The sequence below is a fragment of the Corynebacterium stationis genome, assembly GCF_001941345.1.
Lineage (GTDB): Bacteria > Actinomycetota > Actinomycetes > Mycobacteriales > Mycobacteriaceae > Corynebacterium > Corynebacterium stationis.
Window position 1 is genome coordinate 341,988 of the sequence record NZ_CP009251.1, and the last position, 19,944, is coordinate 361,931.

The window sequence follows — 19,944 nt, forward strand, 5'->3', positions numbered from 1 at the left end:
CCAGTTCGAAAAGTAGGGGCAGAGAAGTCCCAGGTTGACCAAGGCGGATATGCATGCAGGATGAAGAGGCTTCATGAAATTGCTACTTTTCCAGTGACTCAAGCCTGGTAGCATCTCAGCCAGCGACACCAACCCTAGAAAGATTAAGCTGGGTTCCCGATTGGGAGTAGGGCTACGGGCCGAGAATTCCTTTGCTGCCGTCGTTAGAGATTCATGAAACCGCGACTAGAGCATGCGCGGTACGACTTTGCCGGTGGGGTTGCGTGGAAGTTCATCGCGGAAGTGCACGTCGCGGGGAACCGAGTGATCGGCAAGGTTGTCGCGGACGAAGTCGCGGATGGATTCATCGGTAAGCGACTGGCCAGCCTCATCCCCATTACGTACTACCCACACGGCGACGCGGGCGAAGGTGTCTTCGTCTTCAACGCCTTGGGCGTGAACATCTTTGATGCCGGGCATTTCTTCCAAGACTTCAATGACAGATTGTGGGTGAACGTTTTCGCCACCGACGATGATCATGTCGTCGGCGCGGCCAACCACGTGCAAGTGGTTATCTTCATCGATAAATCCAAGGTCACCGATGGATACTAAGCCTTCATTCTTTTTTACCTGCTTATCCGGGTTCGTGTAACCAATCAGAGCAGTCTCGTTGAAGAGGAAAATCTCACCGATTTCACCGCGTGGCTTTTCTTTGCCGTCTTTGCCTAAGATGCGCAGCTTGGTACCGGAGGCAATCTTGCCGGCGGTGGTGGGATCTTGGGCGACCTGCTCAGCGGTCGCAGCAGATGCCAATGCGAGTTCGGTAGAACCATAGGCGTTGCACAGGATTGGCCCGAAGCGCTCGTGCACATCTTTGACCAGCTGCGGGGACACGGCGTTGCCGGCAGAAGCGATGAAGCCCAAAGTAGAAGTGTCGTACTTCTTCTCCGGATCTGCTTGGATCATCTCTTTGTAGAACACAGGAGAAGAAACCATGCCTTCGAGTTCATAACGCTCAATATCATCGAGCACGGTCTCTGGGTTAAACAGGCGATGGGTGACAATAGTATTACGCGCACCAAGGCCAAGGTTTACAGCGGCCCAACCCCAGGTGTGGAACATCGAGGCGGTGATTTGAACCTTTTGGTCCGCGCGCCACGGGATGGTGCCCATAAGAGTTGCGACCACGACGGGGAAGACCGGCTCGTTGCGCATGATGCCCTTAGGAATTCCGGTGGTGCCCGAAGACATCAACACGATCATTCCATGATGGGGAAAGAGCGGCAGCTTGATATCGCGAAGTAGTTCAGGGTGCGCCACGATATCCTTCATCAAAGGATAGTTGTGTTCAATAACCTCGTAAGGCTCATTCCCGGTGCCTTGGGTAGCGGTATCGAAACCAATGATGACGGGAATGTCATCCAAAATCTCGGTCGGCATGCGTCCAGCAAACTCATCATCGATGACAAGAACGTTGATGCCGCATTCCTTAATAGATCCAGCGAGCTGTTCCTTCGAGGAGCTGACATTGAGTAGATAAATAGAGGCACCGGCGTAGCCTTTAGCCGCCATCGGGGTGACAATTCCGCGGCCGTTACGCGCCATGACGCCCATGCGAATCTCATCAAGACCCAGCGTTAGAAGGTATTTAGCTAAAGTTTGGGAGTCATTGCGAAGCTGACGGTATGAAATTGCCCCGGTGTCATCGATAAGAGCAATGCGTTCGGGGCAAGTAGCGTAGCCCTGTTCGAGCTCACGTGCGGTGGTCAGGCGGTAGCGCGCCAGGTTTGCGGGAAGCACGGCTGTTGCTTTAAGGCCGTGCGCACCAATGATGCCGGAATTCACCAATGCTGGGACGAGCTCAGCAACCCCTTTGGCCTGGAACATTAACTCCTGGATTCCCTTGGGGGTAAATAGTGCTGAAACGTTTAGTGCCATAGCTACGATGAAGTCCTTGTAATAGAAAATAAAAAGAAAAAGTTGATCCCCCGAGGGGTTAATCGCTCGGGGCTTCCCGGACGTTTCTTTTGTTGCTAGTGTGACAAATGATAAAGATGTTACGATGGTTGCGAAACCTACGCTAGCGAATATAGTGTACTTTTGTCAGGGAATACAAACGTATCTGAGGAATCGAAGGCCAAAGAATTGAAGAAACTTCGTACATTACTTGCTGCGGCGCTCATGGCGCTGACTGTTGTGGCAGCCCCGACCGCCTCGGCGGCTGAAAGAAATCTAGTAGCCTTCGGTGACTCGCTGCTGGCGGATCCCAGTGCCGACATTTATCTGTCTACGCGGGTAACTTCCTCGACAGCAAATGGTGCGAACTGCCCGTCAGGCAATAACTACGCCAAGCGTACGGGCGCCAAACTGGGCCTTCGCGTGCGGGACCATTCCTGCTCCGGTGCAGTGTCCATGTCCCCCGGGCCGCAGATTTCCACCCAGGTTTCCACCGCAATTCGTACTGGTTCCCTGAATCCATCGACGCAGCGCGTTATTTTCACTTCAGGTTTCAACGACACCTACAACAACCGCAACCTTACCCGTCAGCAGCTGCGGGATCGTTTTGTGCGCACCACCGCGCCGCAGATCGAGCGCATCAAGCGCGCAGCCCCTAATGCCCGGATTCAAATCGTTGGCTACCCAACCATTGGCTCTGGAAATTACTACTGCTTAGTTCACGTGTCCTCGCGCCCATCGGATACCACTTTGTTGCCAGAAGTTCGCAGCTGGGAAGATTCTGCGCAGTGGATGCAGGTTGACCTTGCGCGCGCGACGGGCACTGAATTTGTAGACCTTAAGGGCGCTACCCGTAACAACGGCATGTGCGCTAATGCTAGCCAGCGCTACTTCGCCGGATTGATTGATTTTACGGCTGGTGACGGCAATCTTCCTATTCACGTCAACGCCCGTGGACATGAGGCGCTCGCGAGTATTTTGGCGCGTACCTAAATAACCTCAGCGCATAGTCGTTCTCACCGTCGCATCTCTCAACGGGGGAACGATTTTTATTTTCCGCCGGAAGCTAAGTTTTCAGATAGTCTGGCTACATGAGCGAAAACGTAACCGGAGTAATCGCCCGCGAAAAGGGCGCAGAAGTAGAAACTGTCACCATTGTTATCCCTGAACCAGGCCCTAATGACGTCATCGTCAAGATCCAGGCTTGCGGTGTCTGCCATACCGACTTGGCTTACCGCGACGGCGATATTGAAGACGCTTTCCCTTTCCTGCTCGGCCATGAAGCCGCAGGCGTTGTAGAAACCGTCGGCGAAGATGTTACCCACGTTAAAGAGGGTGACTTTGTCATCATGAACTGGCGCGCAGTGTGTGGCGAATGCCGCGCATGTAAGAAGGGCGAGCCAAAGTACTGCTTTAACACCCACAACGCATCCAAGAAGATGACCTTGGAAGACGGCACGGAACTGACCCCAGCGCTGGGTATCGGTGCATTTGCAGAAAAGACCCTTGTACACGAGGGCCAGTGCACCAAGGTCAACCCAGAAGAAGACCCAGCAGCAGCGGGCTTGCTCGGCTGCGGCATAATGGCAGGCCTTGGCGCTGCAGTTAATACCGCTGATATCCAGCGCGGGGAATCCGTTTCAGTATTCGGCCTCGGTGGTGTAGGCATGGCAGCTATCGCAGGTGCCAAGCTCGCTGGAGCTTCGAAGATTATTGCTGTGGATGTCGATGAGAAGAAGCTGGAATGGGCGAAGGAATTCGGTGCTACCGATGTTATTGATTCCTCGAAGCTATCTGGCCAGGGTGAAGACTCTGAGGTTGTAGCCAAGATTCGTGAGCTCACCGGTGGTTTCGGCACCGACGTCTCCATTGACGCCGTGGGCATCATGCCGACCTGGGAGCAGGCGTTTTACTCCCGCGACCACGCTGGCCGCATGGTGATGGTGGGCGTGCCAAACCTCACCTCCCGCATTGATATCCCAGCCATTGATTTCTACGGCCGCGGCGGCTCCTTGCGCCCAGCATGGTACGGCGACTGCCTGCCAGAGCGTGACTTCCCAACCTATGTGGATCTGCACCTGCAGGGACGCTTCCCACTGGGCAAGTTCGTTTCGGAGCGTATCGGCATCAACGATGTTGAAGAAGCCTTTGGCACGATGAAGACTGGCGACGTCCTGCGCAGCGTCGTGGAGATTTAAAAGTATGGATTTACAGCTACAAGATCAAGTAATCCTCGTCCTCGGCGGCAATGGCACCATCGGTGCAGATGTGGTGAACGTGCTGAAATCCGAAGGGGCCATTCCGCTGGTGGCTTCTCGCAGCAGCGAGCTCTCCATTGATGCCTCCGATGAAGCTTCAGTGCGGGCAGGCATTGAGAAAGTCGTCACCGAGTACGGGCGTTTGGATGGGTTGGTGGTTTCCTCCGCACCAGCGGCGCAAACCCTTGACCCAGCCAAGGCAGATGATCCGGAACAGGTTCTTACCGCTATCGATGGCAAAGCGATGACCTTCCTGCGTACAGCAAATATTGCGCTGGATGTCATGAAGAAACAAGGCTACGGGCGCATCATTGCGCTATCTGGCAAGAATTCTTATGTCACCGACAGCACCACGGCCTCGGCGCGCAATGCGACGCTTAATGTCATCGTCAAGAACTTGGCGGATCAAAATGCCGGCAGTGGCATTACGGTCAACGCCATTAGCCCGGGCTTTGTCATCGAAGATCCCAATGCTGGAATCGACCGTGCGGATGGTCAGACTTCACTGCGGGAAGTCGCAGACACCCTCGTGTTTTTACTGTCTCCAAAGATGGCGTCAATCTCCGGGGAAATCATCTCCGTGGGCCATAAAGCGAAGGGAGTAATTCTTCCGTAGATAACTGCAGATAACTGTTGAGAAATATTCGTTCCTAGGCATTGAGAATCCTCTTCAACCTCCAGCGAAAGGCAGATTCATGAAGATTGAAAAGTTTGTTACCTCCGGAAAATTCCGTCTCGACGGCGGCGAATGGGATGTGGACAACAATGTCTACATTCTTGGTGGCAAGGGTGGTGTTTACATCATTGACCCATCTCATAATGCTGAGCAAGTCATTGATGAGGTAGGCGATCGCCCAGTGCGTGGCATCATTTTGACCCACGCGCACAATGACCACTGTGAGCTTGCACCCCAGCTGGGTGAGCACTACGGTGTTGAGGTGCACCTGCACCCAGAAGATGATGAGCTGTGGAAGGAAAGCAATGGGGATGCACCTTATGTCCCGTTGACTGATAATCAGCAGTTTGAGCTTGATGGTGAGAAGATCACGGTCTTCCACACCCCAGGCCACTCACCAGGTTGCGTGGTACTCCACCTCCCGCAGGATAACGTGCTGCTATCAGGAGATACCTTGTTCAACGGTGGTCCGGGTGCCACTGGCCGCAAGTACTCCGACTTTGATGTCATCATCGAGTCTTTGCGCAACGTAGTATTCAACCTGCCGGGCAATACCAAGGTCTACCCAGGCCACGGCGATGAGACGACAGTTGGTGCGGAAGCAGCGCGTATCGATGAATACGTAGCGCGCGGCTACTAAGAATTGCTCCGGTTAAACCGAGCGAATCGTAACCCTAACCGGGTTACCAGCACTTAGGGTTAACCTGGTACGGGTTTAACCCTCTCGGGCTGCGGTGCGTAAATATGCGCCGTAGCCCGATTTTTCTAATGGTTCCGCTAGCTTTTCTAGTGCTGCGGCGTCGATGAAGCCTTCGCGGTAGGCTGCTACTTCGGGGGAGCCAATGACAGCGCCGGTGCGCTTTTGGAGCACTTCTACATAAGAAGATGCCTCAGACATGGAATCCACGGTGCCGGTATCGAGCCACACATCGCCGCGCAGAAGCTTTTTCACGTGCAGCTTTCCTTGCTGCAAGTAAGCGTCATTGATAGCGGTGATTTCTAATTCCCCGCGGGCAGAGGGCTTAATTGTCTTGGCGATATCGACAACGGAATTATCGTAGAAATATAAGCCCACGACAGCATGATTGGACTTAGGATGAGTAGGTTTTTCTTCAATCGATAATGCGTGCCCGGCTTCGTCGAATTCCACAACGCCGTAGCGCTGGGGATCAGAGACCTCGAATGCAAAGATGATGCCGCCTTCAGGATTGCGGCATTGCGCTAGCGCAGTGGAGAAGCCGTGGCCGTCAAAGATATTGTCACCCAATACTAAAGCGACGTGGTCCTCGCCGATGAAATCTTCTGCGATGATAAAGGCCTGCGCTAAGCCCTCAGGACGCGCCTGCACGGCGTAGCTGAGCATGAGGCCGAGCTGGGAGCCATCGCCAAGCAAGCGCTCAAAAGCCGCCGAGTCCTCCGGCGTGGTGATGATGAGGATTTCCCGGATCCCAGCCTGAATCAGCGTGGACAGCGGGTAGTACACCATCGGTTTGTCGTAGATCGGCATTAATTGCTTCGATATGCCCTTGGTAATGGGGTACAATCGCGTACCGGAGCCGCCAGCGAGAATGATACCTTTCATAGCTATAAACCCTAGCGTCTAGCTTTCCAAAAGCGCGAGGTACAAGGCCAAAGAAGCACGCCAATTCGACGGCTTGAAGCCAGTGGCTTCAATCTTTGATAAATCAAAGGTGGATTCTGCCGGGCGAGGTGCTTCCGCTTCCGGTGCAGGCTGACCTTTTTCCGCAGCTTGCTGGGCACGGTGCGTGTTGTATTGCGCAGTCGTTGCGGAATGCACTTCAGCGGGGTCGTGGCCAACACCAATGAACACAGCCATGGCGATTTCATCGCGTCCCACGGCATCACCTGCAGAGGAGAGGTTATAAACGCCGTATTCAGCTTGGGTTTCCAGCAGGTGTTTAATGCCTTTGGCCAGATCTTCAGCGTAGGTTGGCCTGGCCTTTTGGTCGTTGATGACTACCGGTTCAATATTGCGCTTAGCTAACGATGCCATCGTGGACATGAAATTATTGCCATCGCCAAAGACCCACGAGGTGCGGATGACATAATGCCGGGGTGCCGTTTGTGCAGCAGTATCACCAGCAGCTTTCGATGCCCCATAGGTCGATAGTGGCGACGGTATTTCTTCCTCCGTGTGGATTTCACGAGTGCCATCGAAGATGTAGTCAGAAGAGACGTGCACGAGCGTAAGATTATTCGCCGCAGCGATTTTCGCGAGCCGCGCTGGGGCAGTGGCATTGGTCTCCCAGGCACTTTGGCGATCTATTTCGGCGCCATTGACATCGTTATACGCCGCGCAATTGATAATCGCGTCGTACTGGCGCCACGGACGCGCGGTAGCGATATCGGGGGCTGTGATATCGAATTCTTGCCGGGTAGCAAATTCCACGTGCGCAGCATTCTTATAAACTTCGCGCAGAGCACGCCCCAGCTGGCCATTCGCACCGGTGACGAGGATCTTCCGCGGTGGCATCGGGGTGACATCGACAAGCTGCGGGTGGTTGCGGTCCTTGTCAGAAATCTCCGTCGGGGTCAGCGGCCAAGAAATCATGTCGAGGTTTACTGCCGTGTAGTCAGCGTCAGGAGACCAGTGATCGGAGACTAGGTAAGAATAAGCAGTGTTGTCTTCTAGGGCCTGGAAACCATTAGCCACCCCGCGGGGGACAAAGACCGCCTTGTCAGGGCCAATTTCTTGCTCCACTACCCTGCGATAAGTATCTGATCCTTCGCGCAGATCGCACCACGCGCCAAAGACTTTGCCGTGTGCAACGGAAACCAACTTATCCCAGGGCTCAGCGTGCAGACCGCGGGTAACGCCTGCCTCGGCATTGAAAGAAAGGTTGTGCTGCACAGGGGAAAAATCCGGCAAACCAGCCTTGCCCATGGTCAACCGCTGCCAATTTTCTTTAAACCAGCCTCGATTATCCCCATGGACATCGAGGTGGATGATCTTCAAACCAGCAATCGCAGTGGATTCAATGTGCACGAAAAATAGCCTTTCTTTCTCTTTTGTTAAAAACTTCTGGACAGACTACTGACCTTGTGCAGCATAAGTAGATTCCACTTTTTCCTTAGCATCTTGCCACCACGCGGTATTCTCGCGGTACCACGCGATGGTATCGATTAACCCCGCGCGCAGATCGGTATAGCGCGGGCGCCACCCTAATTCCTCACGCAGCTTGGACGCATCCATGGCGTAGCGCTGGTCATGGCCAGGGCGGTCTGCCACAAGCTCATATTGCCCCGGAATATCCATGAGCTCACAAATCAGCTCAATGACCTCGCGGTTATTGACGTCTTTTTGATCAGCACCAATATTGTAGGTCTCGCCGAATCTCCCGCGCGCGAGAATCTCCAGCACCGCCAAGTTGTGGTCTTCAACGTGAATCCAGTCGCGGACTTGCTCACCGGTGCCATAAAGCTTGGGTGTGCGACCAGATAAAATATTGGTGATTTGCCGCGGTATGAACTTTTCGATGTGCTGGTAGGGGCCGTAATTATTTGAGCAATTCGACACGGTTACTTGCAGCCCAAAGGACCGCGCCCAGGCACGCACCAGGTGGTCCGAGCTAGCCTTTGATGCCGAATACGGCGAGGAGGGAGCATAGGCAGTGGATTCAGTAAATTTTGTGGGCGCGCCGATTTCTAGATCCCCAAAAACCTCATCGGTGGACACGTGATGCAGATACACCGAATGCTTACGGGCAGCCTCAAGCAGCACGAACGTCCCCATAATATTGGTAGTGATAAACGGTGATGGGTCATGCAAAGAATTGTCATTGTGTGACTCTGCTGCAAAGTGCACGATGACATCAGTGTCTTTGACTAAAGAATCCACCAACGCAGCATCAGTGATATTTCCTTCGACAAACTTTGCGCGGGAACCAGCCAAATTGGCGCGGTTGCCGGCATAAGTTAGCTTGTCGATGACAGTGACCTCACATTCTGGCCACTGCTTTTCCACTAGGTGCACGAAATTGGCGCCAATGAATCCCGCTCCGCCTGTTACCAGCATGCGAGAAAATGAACGCGGCTCAGTACTGGCGTGAACATCCTTGATGTGAATATCCTGCGGGGTGGAATCGAAAGTGCGCATGAGAAATAAGTCTAGCCGTTGATAGTTCTTTAAGGCTTAGGCAGGAAACTTTGGTAGCTGCTTGTGGTTGAGCCAAACATCGAAAAGCTCGGCGACCTCGTCCAAACTAACCCCGGCCTGAAGTGCTGCATCATCGACGTGGCCAAAGAAGTCTTTGGGTATCACGGTGCTATTGCGGCCGGCCTGTAAATAGTTGCGAACAGCGCCGAAGAAAGCCTCATCACCTAATAAACGGCGCAGCGCATGAATGGTGATAGCCCCGCGCTTATACACGCGGTCATCGAACATATCGTGCGCGCCTGGATCGGCTAGCAAAAGGTTTTCCGCCTTACGGCTTAAGACCAAATAGTGGCTGCGTGCGACCTCATGCGCGGAATCCGTTCCTTTGTGCTCTATCCACAGCCATTCGCAGTAGCAGGCAAAACCTTCATTGAGCCAGATATCCTTCCATTCGGAAATTCCGACGGAATTACCAAACCATTGGTGCGCTAATTCATGCGCGATGAGCCGCTCAAAGCGATGATTGCCAGCGATGTGGTTGGAACCAAAGATGGATAAACCTTGTGCTTCAAGTGGAATTTCCAGCTCATCTTCGGTAATGACCACCTGATAATCCGGGAAGGGGTATTCCCCGAAGAGGGTTTCATAGAAATCGAGCATCTCTTGCTGCTGTTTGAATTCTTCCAGCACACGCGCACGCAAGTGCCCCGGGGCCCAGGCGGTGGTATTGCGACCGAGTTTGAACTCGGTAAATTCGCCTATCTGCATCGTCGCAAGGTACGTCGCCATGGGGCTTTTGACCTTATAGTTCCATTCTGTGGCACTATTGCGACGCTTCTTCGACACCAAAGTGCCGTTGGATATCACAGTGAAGGGATCATCGGCGGTCACACGGATGTCATAGGTGGCTTTTTCACTGGGGGTGTCGTCACACGGGAACCAGCTCGGCGCGCCATTGGGCTGTGATGCAACGAGAGCACCAGACTCGGTTTCTTCCCAGCCGATTTCACCCCACGTCGTGCGGATTGGCCGTGGGTTGCCGCCGTAGCGCACGGTGAGAACAAACTCTGTTCCTGCTTCGATGGCCTCATCAAAAGTGACGCGGATCTTGCCGCCGGATTGGCGAAAGCGTGTAATTTTAATGTGCTTATTAGCCGAGATGCGACGCGCGGCCATCGCTCCGCCCAAATCTAGCGTGAGATTGTCTAAGTCCTCTGCCATGGAAATGTGCAGGTGGGCAACGCCGGAGAGTAAATTCGGCTCAACCCGGTAGACCAATTCCAAATCATAATGGTAGATGGAAAAGCCGACGTTGTAATCAATACCGGTGTAAGGGTCTGTAAATTCCCCGGATAAACGCCGAAGGGCGGTAGAAAGCAGCGATTTCATGATGCTGCAATTCTACCGCCCTTTAGGTTTCTACCTAATCTGGCTCAACTCGAATTAGGAGAGTGCCTTTTCAAATACTGGCCACGACTTCTCCAAGTCTTCGCGCCAGCCCGGCCAAGAGTGGGTGCCGGTGTCGCGGAAGTTGTAGGTAGCTGGGATGTTCTGGCTCTTCAGTTTGGCTTCCAAGTTGTGAGTGCAGTGGTTTACGCCAGCTTCGATGATGCCGCCTTCAATCTGCAAGGTAGCTGCGCCAACGGAAGCTGCGGTTGGGTCTACACCCTGCTTGGTGTAGTAGGAAGGCATGTCAGTCTCACCTGGCAGGCCATTGCCCGAGGAGATGTACAGTGCGGTGCCACGCAGCTTGTCGGAGTTCAGCAGCGCATCATTATAGCGATTGGTGCGAGATCCCATCTTGCCCCACATCTGCTCTGGCTCGCCACCGCCACGGTTCACAGTCAGGCGCATAGCCTCGTACTCAAACGGAGTGGAGGTACCAGCACACCCGGCATAGGAGCCAACTGCATCGTAGAAGCCCGGGTTGTGCTGAGCCAATAATAGGGAAGAGGTAGCAGACATGGACATGCCTGCAATTGCGCGCTTGTTATTGGACTGCAGACGCTCTTCCAGTGGACCAGGTAGTTCCTTGGTCAAGAAGGTCTCCCACTTCTGCGGGCCCTTCAGGTAGCTCTTATTAGGGGTGGTGTTCCAGTCGGTGTAGTAAGAAAACGCACCGGCCTGGGGAATAACGACGTTTACGTCTTTATCGGCGTAGAAGTCTACTGCCTCCGACTGGTTCAACCAGTCTGTATCCTGCTCAGCGCTGCCTGCGCCGTTGAGCAGGTAGATCGTTGGACGGTCTGGGTTTTGAGCCCGAATGATGGCGAGCGGAACCTTACGACCATCCATTGCTGGGGAGGTCGCTTGAAGCTTGAGCACCCGCTCATCATCTACGTACTTTTGGTACCACTTCTGCCCTTCAATTGTGGAGTCAACTTCCAATTCCTGAATCTCAGACAGTGCAGTGTCTCCAGCGATATCAGCAGGAGTTTTTTCTGCTGCCGTTGCCACAGGTGCGGCCAGCATGGCCCCAGCGACGGTGAGCGCCGCAGCCAGCGATTTCATGCGTTTCATGGTGTTAATTATTCCGTTCTGTGTGAGTTAAGGGAATGGAAGGTTCCGATTAATTCTCTGCTAGTTCTTCACAACGCGCAAACGTAGAAGAAATCCCTACGAAAACAAGGCGTCGCTTCATTTCTATCAGATACCTGAAAAATGACTAGGTGCGAGATATTATTCCGCTGTTTAATTATCGCAGACTATCCAGATTTCGTTATCAGTTCCCAAAATCTCCTAGGCTAACGGGCTTTGGAGCTGGAAAGGGGAGTTTCTCAAAAGCCTGTTAAAGAAACCTGTATGACTTCTAGCAAAGATGGAGCATAAGAGAAGGGACACAGACAGCTTAACAGTAGAATGGCAGGACTGCTGGTGCGAATGTGACAAATATGTCATAATCTTTTCAGGCTCTTGACGGCGCGTGGACCGAATCCCAAAACCGAAAAGTTCATTTATCATGGACCAAATCTCAATTTTGGCTTCTGGGCAAAGCTTGACGCGCTGACTTTAGGGTCTTTTCTTTTGCTGGGGTAACAACCCCGGCATTTCAATCGTTAGTACTAAATGTCAACGCGAAACCTTGAAATGCAGTGTGAGTCTGAGCGTTAGCTGGATGCTAATGTTGACCACATTCGCGCACGATAGGTCGCCACCGGTAAATCCACACAATACGAAAGAACATCACATGAGCTTCCTCGATAACTTGATCGTTGCCTTCACCACCGCTATCGGCCCATTCGTGCATATGGGTTCCGCTGCATCCTCGAACCTGGCTTTGATGCTTGGGTGGATCTAGCCCCTTCAGAGACATTTGCGTGAGCAGTCGTCCGTGACTATTTACCTCATTTTGGGGTGATAGGTTCCCACATACCACCCAGTCCAACTGGGTGGTTTTGTTGTTTTATCCCCAGTGCTTGCGCGTCAGGGCCCAGAAATGGCTAACAAAAGGCGAATAAGTCATCCCGATGCAGACATTTCAATAACGATTTAAGTACCCTAGTAGGCGTGACTAATGAACATTATGACGTAGTAGTAATCGGTGCGGGCCCTGGTGGCTACGTATCCGCCATCCGTGCAGCGCAGCTGGGAAAGAAGGTTGCGGTAGTAGAAAAGCAGTACTGGGGCGGTGTGTGCTTGAACGTTGGTTGTATCCCATCCAAGTCACTGCTTAAGAATGCTGAAGTAGCGCACACCTTCAACCATGAGGCTAAGACCTTTGGCATCTCCGGCGACGTGAGCTTCGACTTCGGAGTCGCACACCAGCGTTCCCGTAAGGTTTCTGCGGGCATCGTCAAGGGTGTCCACTACCTGATGAAGAAGAACAAGATTACCGAAATTGACGGACTTGGCTCTTTTAAGGACGCTAAGACCCTCGAGATTACCGAGGGCAACGACAAGGGTAAGACCATTACCTTTGATAACGCCATCATTGCTACCGGCTCTGTTGTTCGTTCTCTGCCAGGCGTAGAGATTGGCGGCAACATCGTATCTTACGAAGAGCAGATCCTTGACGAGGAAAAGCCAGATTCCATGGTTATCGTCGGCGCAGGAGCCATCGGTATGGAGTTTGCTTATGTTCTTGCGAACTATGGCGTGGACGTCACCATTGTTGAGTTCATGGACCGTGTTCTTCCAAACGAGGACAAGGATGCCTCCAAGGAAATCGCAAAGCAGTACAAGAAGCTTGGCGTTAAGCTTTTGACTGGGTACAAGACCACCTCTATCAAGGACAATGGCGACGACGTCACCGTTGAAATTGAGTCCAAGGATGGTTCCAAGAAGGACACCTTGACCGTGGACCGCTGCATGGTTTCCATCGGCTTTGCTCCTCGCACCGAGGGCTACGGCCTGGAAAACACCGGCGTGAAGTTGACCGAGCGTGGCGCTATCGACATTGATGATCGCATGCGCACCAACGTTGACGGCATCTACGCTATCGGTGACGTCACCGCTAAGCTGCAGCTCGCACACGTTGCTGAGGCGCAGGGCATTGTTGCCGCAGAAACCATCGCTGGTGCAGAAACCCAAGAACTGGGCGACTACATGATGATGCCACGCGCAACCTTCTGTAACCCACAGGTTGCATCCTTCGGTTACACCGAAGAGCAGGCTAAGGAAAAGTTCGCTGATCGCGAGATAAAGGTTGCGACTTTCCCATTCTCTGCAAACGGTAAGGCAGCAGGCCTGGCTGAGACCGCTGGCTTTGTAAAGCTAGTTGCAGACGCTGAGTTCGGTGAACTGCTCGGTGGACACATGGTTGGCGCCAACGTTTCTGAGCTTTTGCCAGAACTGACCATGGCACAGCGCTTCGACCTAACGGCTGAGGAAATTGGACGCAATGTCCACACCCACCCAACCTTGTCTGAGGCAATGAAGGAAGCTGCCCACGGCATCGCTGGCCACATGATTAACCTCTAAAAGCCGGTCGGCTTTTAGCAGATGACAATCAAATAGAAGGATAAAACCTTCAAGGTGGTGCACCTACACAGTGTAGGTGCACCGCCTTTTTGGTTGATTTTTCTAGTACGGCGCTATCGAACTGCGGTGGGCATCGATTTCCAGGGGTTCGTTGATTGCTGGAAAAGCTCGTTGCGCACAATTTTCGCGGGGACACATACGGCAGCCGATGCCGATTGGGGTGGCAACAGACATATCGCTTAGGTCGAGCCCTTCGGCATAGATGGTGCGGTCAGCATGGCGGGCCTCGCAGCCAAGACCCACTGAGAACATTTTGCTGGTGTCTTTGAATTGCCCTTGCGGGTGCCGGATTGCTCGCGCAACCCACAAATAGTTACGACCATCGGGCATTTGTGCAAGTTGACGGGAGATAACACCGGGCTGTGCAAAAGTTTCATACACATTCCACAGTGGGCAGGTGCCGCCTGAATTGGAAAAGTGTACGCCGGTTGCAGACTGGCGCTTCGACATATTTCCCGCACGATCCACGCGAACAAAGGTAAATGGGATACCGCGCTGATTAGGCCGCTGCAGGGTAGAGAGCCTAGATGCGACGGTTTCATAACCGACGCCGAATGCCTGGCACAGGTACTCGATATCGTATCCACACTGTTCAGCTTCGGTATGGAAGGTGTCGTAGGGCATCAAAGTCGCTGCAGCAAAATAGCTTGCGATGCCACGTCGCGCCAGGTTCAAAGAGGCTTGAGAAGTAAAGGGCTCGGAATCGGTGAGCTCATCGAGCATGTTACCCACTTCCATAAAGGATAATTCCGAAGCCATGCGAAAAGCACGCTGCCCTTCCGTAAGCCGGCTAGCTAAAGCCAGGACCCCAGTCTTGGCATCAAAACTATGTTGCGTGCCATCGAGCGGGGAGGTTGTGATGACTTCGACGTTGTGTTTATCCTTCAGTCGAGCAACCAACGCTCGCTCGGTATCGCGAATCCTAAACTTCGAGACTCCTAATTCAAACGAGAGACCTTCGGCAGCATTATCTAAATCATCAAGATAATTCTGCCGGGCGTAGAAGAAATCACGAACTTCATCATGTGGCATCGATAAAGCCTGCGAACCATCCCGCGTGCGGCGTGTATCCGTAGCTAAAGAAAGCTTGTCCCGTGCATTGCGGTAGCGCCGATGAATATCCACCATGATGCGAGCAACCGAGGGGTGGTTGTACACCAATTCACTTAGCTCTTGGAACTCGACCGGGGTGGGGCAAAGCTCTTTGTCCTGAACGACGTCTTGGATTTCGGCGAGCAACCGGGAGTCATCGTCACGCGAGAAAAATGTGGCGTCGACGCCGAAGACTTCAGTAATCCTTAACAAAACCGGAACGGTTAACGGACGGACATCATGTTCGATTTGGTTGACATAACTAGCTGACAACCCCAAGGTAGCTGCCAGCGAAGCTTGGCTTAAGTCTCTTTCGCGGCGCAGTTGTCGCAACCGGGAGCCCACGTAGGTCTTACTCATGCAGGCAACGTTACCCAATGCAAATAACAGTTATCAGGAAATTAGCAAAGTTTGTGTACTTAGGCTTCACGAATTTGCAAATATGGGCGTGATTAGGTGTTTGTTGAAAGTCGTTGGTGTAGTGAGGGGGAGGGGTGGGGGAGTACTTACTAAAGTATGACACCGATCGGGGTGGATACCTCACCCTTGGGATTGCCTGTGCTTAACCTCACAGTCCGCTCAGGTTTTACGCAATGCCAATGTTCCTTAAAGGGACGATCCCAAGCGTGCGGCGGTATTTATCGCCAGAAACGAAGGTAACCCTAACCTTATATATGGGCATGTGTCAACAAGGGGGTGCCTGAAAACCTTCGAAAAGAGCTATATCAACTGGTAAACGCCGGTTATTCCTGCGTAAGGTATTAGCGACAATGGAGGTGTCATGACTGTTAAGAATCCGGACCGTGAAGCCATAGATCACGGCCACATTACTAATGAGCCACTTCGCGCTAAGCCGTCAATTCCGTCTTGGGTGCTGAAGCTGACCATGGCTGTAACAGGCCTACTTTTTGCTTTGTACGTTGTCGGCCACATGGCCGGTAACTTGAAGCTTTACGCACCAGCGCATGGCGGTGAAGAAGCGCTTGACGTTTACGGTGAATTCCTGCGTAGCATCGGCGAGCCACTCTTGCCGCACGGTACTTTGCTGTGGATTATCCGCATCGTATTGCTTGCTGCCCTGTTCGGCCACATTTATGGCGCGGTTGCATTGCACAGCCGTTCCAAGAATTCCCGCGGTAAGTTCAAGCGCACCAACCTGATGGGCGGCCTGAGCTCGTTTGCAACCCGCACCATGCTGGTAACTGGCGTTGTGCTGTTGCTCTTCATCATCTTCCACCTCTTGGACCTGACCATGGGTGTAGCTCCAGCTGCTCCAGATGCTTTCGTAGCTGGTGCTGTTAAGGCGAACATGGTGGCAACCTTTAGCCGCTGGCCAGTCACCATTTTCTATGTACTGGCAATGGTGTGCCTCTTCTTCCACCTGACCCACGGCATCAAGCTTGCAGCTAATGACCTGGGCCTGACCGGTTACAAGACTCGCCAGACCTTCTTGTTCCTGTCTTATGTCATTCCCGCCGTCGTTTGCTTGGGCAACATTGTTATGCCACTGTCCATTGCTTTTGGCTGGGTCAGCTAGGAACCAGGACTGATAGGAAAGTTTGAATAACCCCATGACTAATACTGAACTCTTGCGCGAGCACCCAGATTTCTCGCACCCGAAGTCTATCGTTGACGGTGTTTCTGCCGGTCGAATCCTGGAATCCCACGAGCCACACGGCGTTCCTATGAAGGACATGTGGAACTACCACAAGGACCACATGGAACTTGTGTCTCCACTGAACCGTCGTAAGTTTACCGTCCTCGTTGTCGGCACCGGCTTGTCCGCAGGTGCAGCAGCGGCAGCACTTGGCGAGCTGGGCTACAACGTTAAGGTCTTCACCTACCATGACTCCCCACGTCGTGCGCACTCCATTGCTGCGCAGGGTGGTGTGAACTCTTCACGCTCGAAGAAGGTTGACAACGACTCCGCTTACCGTCACGCAAAGGACACCGTTAAGGGCGGCGACTACCGTTGCCGTGAGTCTGACTGCTGGCGCTTGGCGATGGAATCCCCACGCGTTATTGACCACATGAACGCAATCGGTGCGCCGTTCGCCCGTGAATACGGCGGCACCTTGGCTACCCGTTCCTTCGGTGGTGTGCAGGTCTCCCGTACCTACTACACCCGCGGACAAACAGGTCAGCAGCTGCAGCTGTCGACGACCTCTGCGCTTTACCGCCAGTTGGGACTCGGCAACGTGGAGCTTTTTGCTCACCACGATATGCAGGACGTTATTACCTTTGAGGACAACGGTAAGAAGCGCGCCGGCGGCATCGTTACCCGTAACTTGATCACCGGTGAGCTCAAGGCTCACACCGGCCACGCAGTTGTCTTGGGTACCGGTGGCTACGGCAACGTCTACCACATGTCCACTTTGGCTAAGAACTCGAATGCAGGCGCCTTGATGCGTGCATACGAGCAGGGTGCGTTCTTTGCTTCCCCAGCATTTATTCAGTTCCACCCAACTGGTCTGCCTGTGAACTCTTCTTGGCAATCCAAGACCATTTTGATGTCGGAGTCGCTGCGCAATGACGGCCGCATCTGGTCACCCAAGAAGGAAGGCGACGACCGCGATCCGAACTCCATTCCGGATGAAGAGCGTGACTACTTCCTAGAGCGCCGCTACCCAGCGTTCGGCAACCTCGTTCCCCGTGACGTTGCATCCCGTGCTATTTCTCAGCAGATCAATGCCGGCTACGGCATTGGCCCACTGAAGAACTCCGTTTACCTTGACTTCCGCGACGCCATCCAGCGTCTGGGTAAAGACACCATCCGTGAGCGTTACTCCAACCTCATTGAGATGTATGAGGAAGCAATTGGTGAGTCTGCATACGAAACCCCAATGCGTATTGCACCTACTTGCCACTTCACCATGGGCGGTCTGTGGACCGACTTCAATGAGATGACTTCCATTGATGGTCTGTTTGCAGCAGGCGAGGCATCGTGGACCTACCACGGCGCTAACCGCCTAGGCGCTAACTCCCTGCTTTCGGCATCTGTAGATGGTTGGTTTACCTTGCCATTTACCATTCCTCACTACTTGGCTAACCACCTCGGTGAGGAAAAGCTGCCAGAAGATTCTGCAGAGGCGCAGGCAGCTGTTGAGCGTTCACAGGCTCGCATCGACAAGCTGATGAACATCCGTGGTGAAAACCCACACGGTCCTGCGTATTACCACCGCCAGCTCGGTGAGATCCTGTACTGGGGCTGTGGCGTTTCTCGTAACGTCGAAGACCTTAAGACTTCGATTGAAAAGATTCGCGAACTGCGCAAGGACTTCTGGGAGAACGTACGTATCCCAGGTGCTGCTGATGACATGAACCAGGTACTCGAGTACGGTGCCCGCGTTGCGGACTACATCGACCTCGGTGAGCTCATGTGTATTGACGCTCTCGACCGCGATGAGTCCTGTGGTGCTCACTTCCGTGATGACCACTTGTCCGAGGACGGCGAAGCTGAGCGCGATGATGAGAACTGGTGCTTCGTGTCCGCTTGGGAGCCAGGCGCGGCCGAAGGCGAATTCATCCGCCACGCTGAACCACTGTACTTTGATTCGATCCCGTTGATGACTAGGAACTACAAGTAATGAAGCTGACTTTAAAGATCTGGCGTCAGGCTGGACCAACCCACGACGGTAACTTTGAGACCGTTCAGGTCGATGACGCCGAAGAACAAATGTCAATCCTCGAACTTCTGGACCACGTCAACGACCAGATTATTGAGCGTGGCGAAGAGCCATTCGCTTTTGCATCTGACTGCCGTGAAGGCATCTGTGGTACCTGTGGTTTGACCGTAAATGGCCGCCCACACGGTCCTGGACAAAACACTCCTGCTTGTCAGCAGCGTTTATTCCAGTTCACTGATGGCGACACCGTAACCTTGGAGCCTTTCCGTTCCGCGGCTTACCCTGTCATCAAGGACATGGTTGTTGACCGCCGCGCTCTTGACCATGTCATGGAGCAGGGTGGCTACGTCTCCATGGATGCAGGTACTGCACCAGATGCAGACACCTTGCACCAGAACCACGAGACCGCAGAGCTTGCTCTGGACCACGCGGCCTGCATTGGCTGTGGCGCGTGTGTCGCAGCTTGCCCAAACGGTGCAGCGCACCTGTTCACCGGTGCCAAGCTGGTTCACCTGTCCCTGATGCCTTTGGGTCAGGACGAGCGTGGCCGGCGTGCTCGCAACATGGTCGACGATCTGGAGACCAACTTCGGTCACTGCTCCCTCTATGGTGAGTGTGCCGACGTTTGCCCTGCAGGTATTCCGTTGACTGCTGTGGCAGCTGTTACTCGCGAGCGTGCTCGTGCAGCTTTCCGCGGCAAGGATGACTAAGCTATAGTTATCTATAGAAAATAGAAATACACAAGGTACGAGAAAGAGATATGAGCCGCCATGAGTGCACATAATCCCGCAGTAGCTGACTTCCGCAGCGAGACCTACCCTAAGTTCTCTGGAAAGATTCAGGATACTTACATTGAGGGCTATGTCCCTAGCTCCTTGTCGGCACCCCACTCCTCGCTCCAGCGCACTTCCACTTGGTTGGGCATGGGTTTGTTGATGGGTACCCTGCCACCCGCAGGTATCTTGATTTGGGCCCTTGGAGTGATGACAGAGCCAGCCGGTCTTCAAAGCGCTCAGCAGCACCAGACTCTGCTGTGGATTGGTATTGTTGTCACCGTAATTGTCGGTGTAGTTGCTTCTTTCTTGATCTGGTACGGTCGCCGTTACTACCGTCAGTACCGCGCGGAGACCGGTCGTAAAGACTAGTTCTTAGGTCTTTCACCTCCTTGCAGAACCCGCTGGTTTTACCAGCGGGTTTTGTGATCGCATAGACTAAATTGGATTAAAAGTTTTAGGTTTCAACAAGGATTTCGGAGAGACA

The 19,944-nt window shown here is 53.3% G+C and carries 16 protein-coding genes; 9 read left to right on the plus strand and 7 right to left on the minus strand.

What is annotated here, in order from left to right; all coding sequences use genetic code 11:
- Positions 1–225: 225 nt before the first annotated feature.
- Positions 226–1,917 (minus strand): AMP-binding protein, encoded by a 1,692-nt coding sequence (locus CSTAT_RS01720; RefSeq protein WP_211273022.1) that lies wholly within the window; start codon positions 1,915–1,917, stop codon positions 226–228.
- Between the two features lie 243 nt (positions 1,918–2,160).
- On the opposite strand from CSTAT_RS01720, the gene CSTAT_RS01725 reads away from it, so the two are divergent.
- The 4 genes from CSTAT_RS01725 to CSTAT_RS01740 all read left to right on the plus strand — a co-directional run bounded on the left by CSTAT_RS01725 (position 2,161) and on the right by CSTAT_RS01740 (position 5,509).
- Positions 2,161–2,928 carry a GDSL-type esterase/lipase family protein gene (locus CSTAT_RS01725; RefSeq protein ID WP_075722268.1) on the plus strand — a complete coding sequence of 256 codons (768 nt, stop codon included), beginning with the start codon at positions 2,161–2,163 and terminating at the stop codon, positions 2,926–2,928.
- A gap of 98 nt (positions 2,929–3,026) precedes the next feature.
- Entirely contained in the window at positions 3,027–4,133 is a 1,107-nt protein-coding gene (locus CSTAT_RS01730; protein WP_075722269.1) for an S-(hydroxymethyl)mycothiol dehydrogenase, read from the plus strand.
- A gap of 4 nt (positions 4,134–4,137) precedes the next feature.
- A complete protein-coding gene (locus tag CSTAT_RS01735; RefSeq protein ID WP_075722270.1) occupies positions 4,138–4,809 on the plus strand; it encodes an SDR family NAD(P)-dependent oxidoreductase in 672 nt (223 codons plus the stop codon).
- 79 nt (positions 4,810–4,888) lie between these two features.
- The gene (locus tag CSTAT_RS01740) at positions 4,889–5,509 is read left to right on the plus strand and encodes an MBL fold metallo-hydrolase (RefSeq protein ID WP_066792318.1); all 621 of its coding nucleotides are present in this window, start codon (positions 4,889–4,891) and stop codon (positions 5,507–5,509) included.
- 75 nt (positions 5,510–5,584) lie between these two features.
- Here CSTAT_RS01740 and rfbA read toward each other — a convergent pair whose 3' ends face one another.
- The 5 genes from rfbA to CSTAT_RS01765 all read right to left on the minus strand — a co-directional run bounded on the left by rfbA (position 5,585) and on the right by CSTAT_RS01765 (position 11,506).
- Positions 5,585–6,451, minus strand: a complete 867-nt coding sequence (gene rfbA, locus CSTAT_RS01745; protein WP_075722271.1) for a glucose-1-phosphate thymidylyltransferase RfbA — start codon at positions 6,449–6,451, stop codon at positions 5,585–5,587.
- A gap of 18 nt (positions 6,452–6,469) precedes the next feature.
- Positions 6,470–7,876: a sugar nucleotide-binding protein gene (locus CSTAT_RS01750; protein WP_075722272.1), complete on the minus strand. Its 1,407-nt coding sequence runs from the start codon at positions 7,874–7,876 to the stop codon at positions 6,470–6,472.
- 45 nt (positions 7,877–7,921) lie between these two features.
- Complete coding sequence (gene rfbB / locus CSTAT_RS01755; protein WP_075723763.1) at positions 7,922–8,905, minus strand: dTDP-glucose 4,6-dehydratase; 984 nt, start codon at positions 8,903–8,905, stop codon at positions 7,922–7,924.
- A gap of 117 nt (positions 8,906–9,022) precedes the next feature.
- A complete protein-coding gene (locus CSTAT_RS01760) occupies positions 9,023–10,375 on the minus strand; it encodes a M1 family metallopeptidase (protein WP_075722273.1) in 1,353 nt (450 codons plus the stop codon).
- Between the two features lie 54 nt (positions 10,376–10,429).
- On the minus strand, positions 10,430–11,506 hold the full coding sequence (locus tag CSTAT_RS01765) for an alpha/beta hydrolase (RefSeq protein ID WP_075722274.1): 1,077 nt from the start codon (positions 11,504–11,506) through the stop codon (positions 10,430–10,432).
- 987 nt (positions 11,507–12,493) lie between these two features.
- On the opposite strand from CSTAT_RS01765, the gene lpdA reads away from it, so the two are divergent.
- Entirely contained in the window at positions 12,494–13,906 is a 1,413-nt protein-coding gene (lpdA, locus tag CSTAT_RS01770; RefSeq protein WP_066792323.1) for a dihydrolipoyl dehydrogenase, read from the plus strand.
- 102 nt (positions 13,907–14,008) lie between these two features.
- Here lpdA and ramB read toward each other — a convergent pair whose 3' ends face one another.
- Positions 14,009–15,418, minus strand: coding sequence for an acetate metabolism transcriptional regulator RamB (ramB, locus tag CSTAT_RS01775; RefSeq protein WP_066792324.1), 1,410 nt, complete (start codon positions 15,416–15,418; stop codon positions 14,009–14,011).
- A 421-nt stretch (positions 15,419–15,839) separates the two neighbouring features.
- Between ramB and CSTAT_RS01780 the strand changes: the two genes are divergently transcribed.
- From CSTAT_RS01780 to CSTAT_RS01795, 4 genes are read left to right on the plus strand one after another with little or no spacing between them, the layout of a single operon-like run.
- Positions 15,840–16,595: a succinate dehydrogenase cytochrome b subunit gene (locus CSTAT_RS01780; RefSeq protein ID WP_075722275.1), complete on the plus strand. Its 756-nt coding sequence runs from the start codon at positions 15,840–15,842 to the stop codon at positions 16,593–16,595.
- 34 nt (positions 16,596–16,629) lie between these two features.
- Positions 16,630–18,645, plus strand: coding sequence for a fumarate reductase/succinate dehydrogenase flavoprotein subunit (locus CSTAT_RS01785; RefSeq protein ID WP_075722276.1), 2,016 nt, complete (start codon positions 16,630–16,632; stop codon positions 18,643–18,645).
- A complete protein-coding gene (locus CSTAT_RS01790) occupies positions 18,645–19,394 on the plus strand; it encodes a succinate dehydrogenase/fumarate reductase iron-sulfur subunit (protein WP_066792328.1) in 750 nt (249 codons plus the stop codon). The genes CSTAT_RS01785 and CSTAT_RS01790 overlap by 1 nt, the downstream gene beginning before the upstream one ends.
- A 60-nt stretch (positions 19,395–19,454) precedes the next feature.
- Positions 19,455–19,829 (plus strand): hypothetical protein, encoded by a 375-nt coding sequence (locus CSTAT_RS01795; RefSeq protein WP_066792329.1) that lies wholly within the window; start codon positions 19,455–19,457, stop codon positions 19,827–19,829.
- Positions 19,830–19,944: the final 115 nt, after the last annotated feature.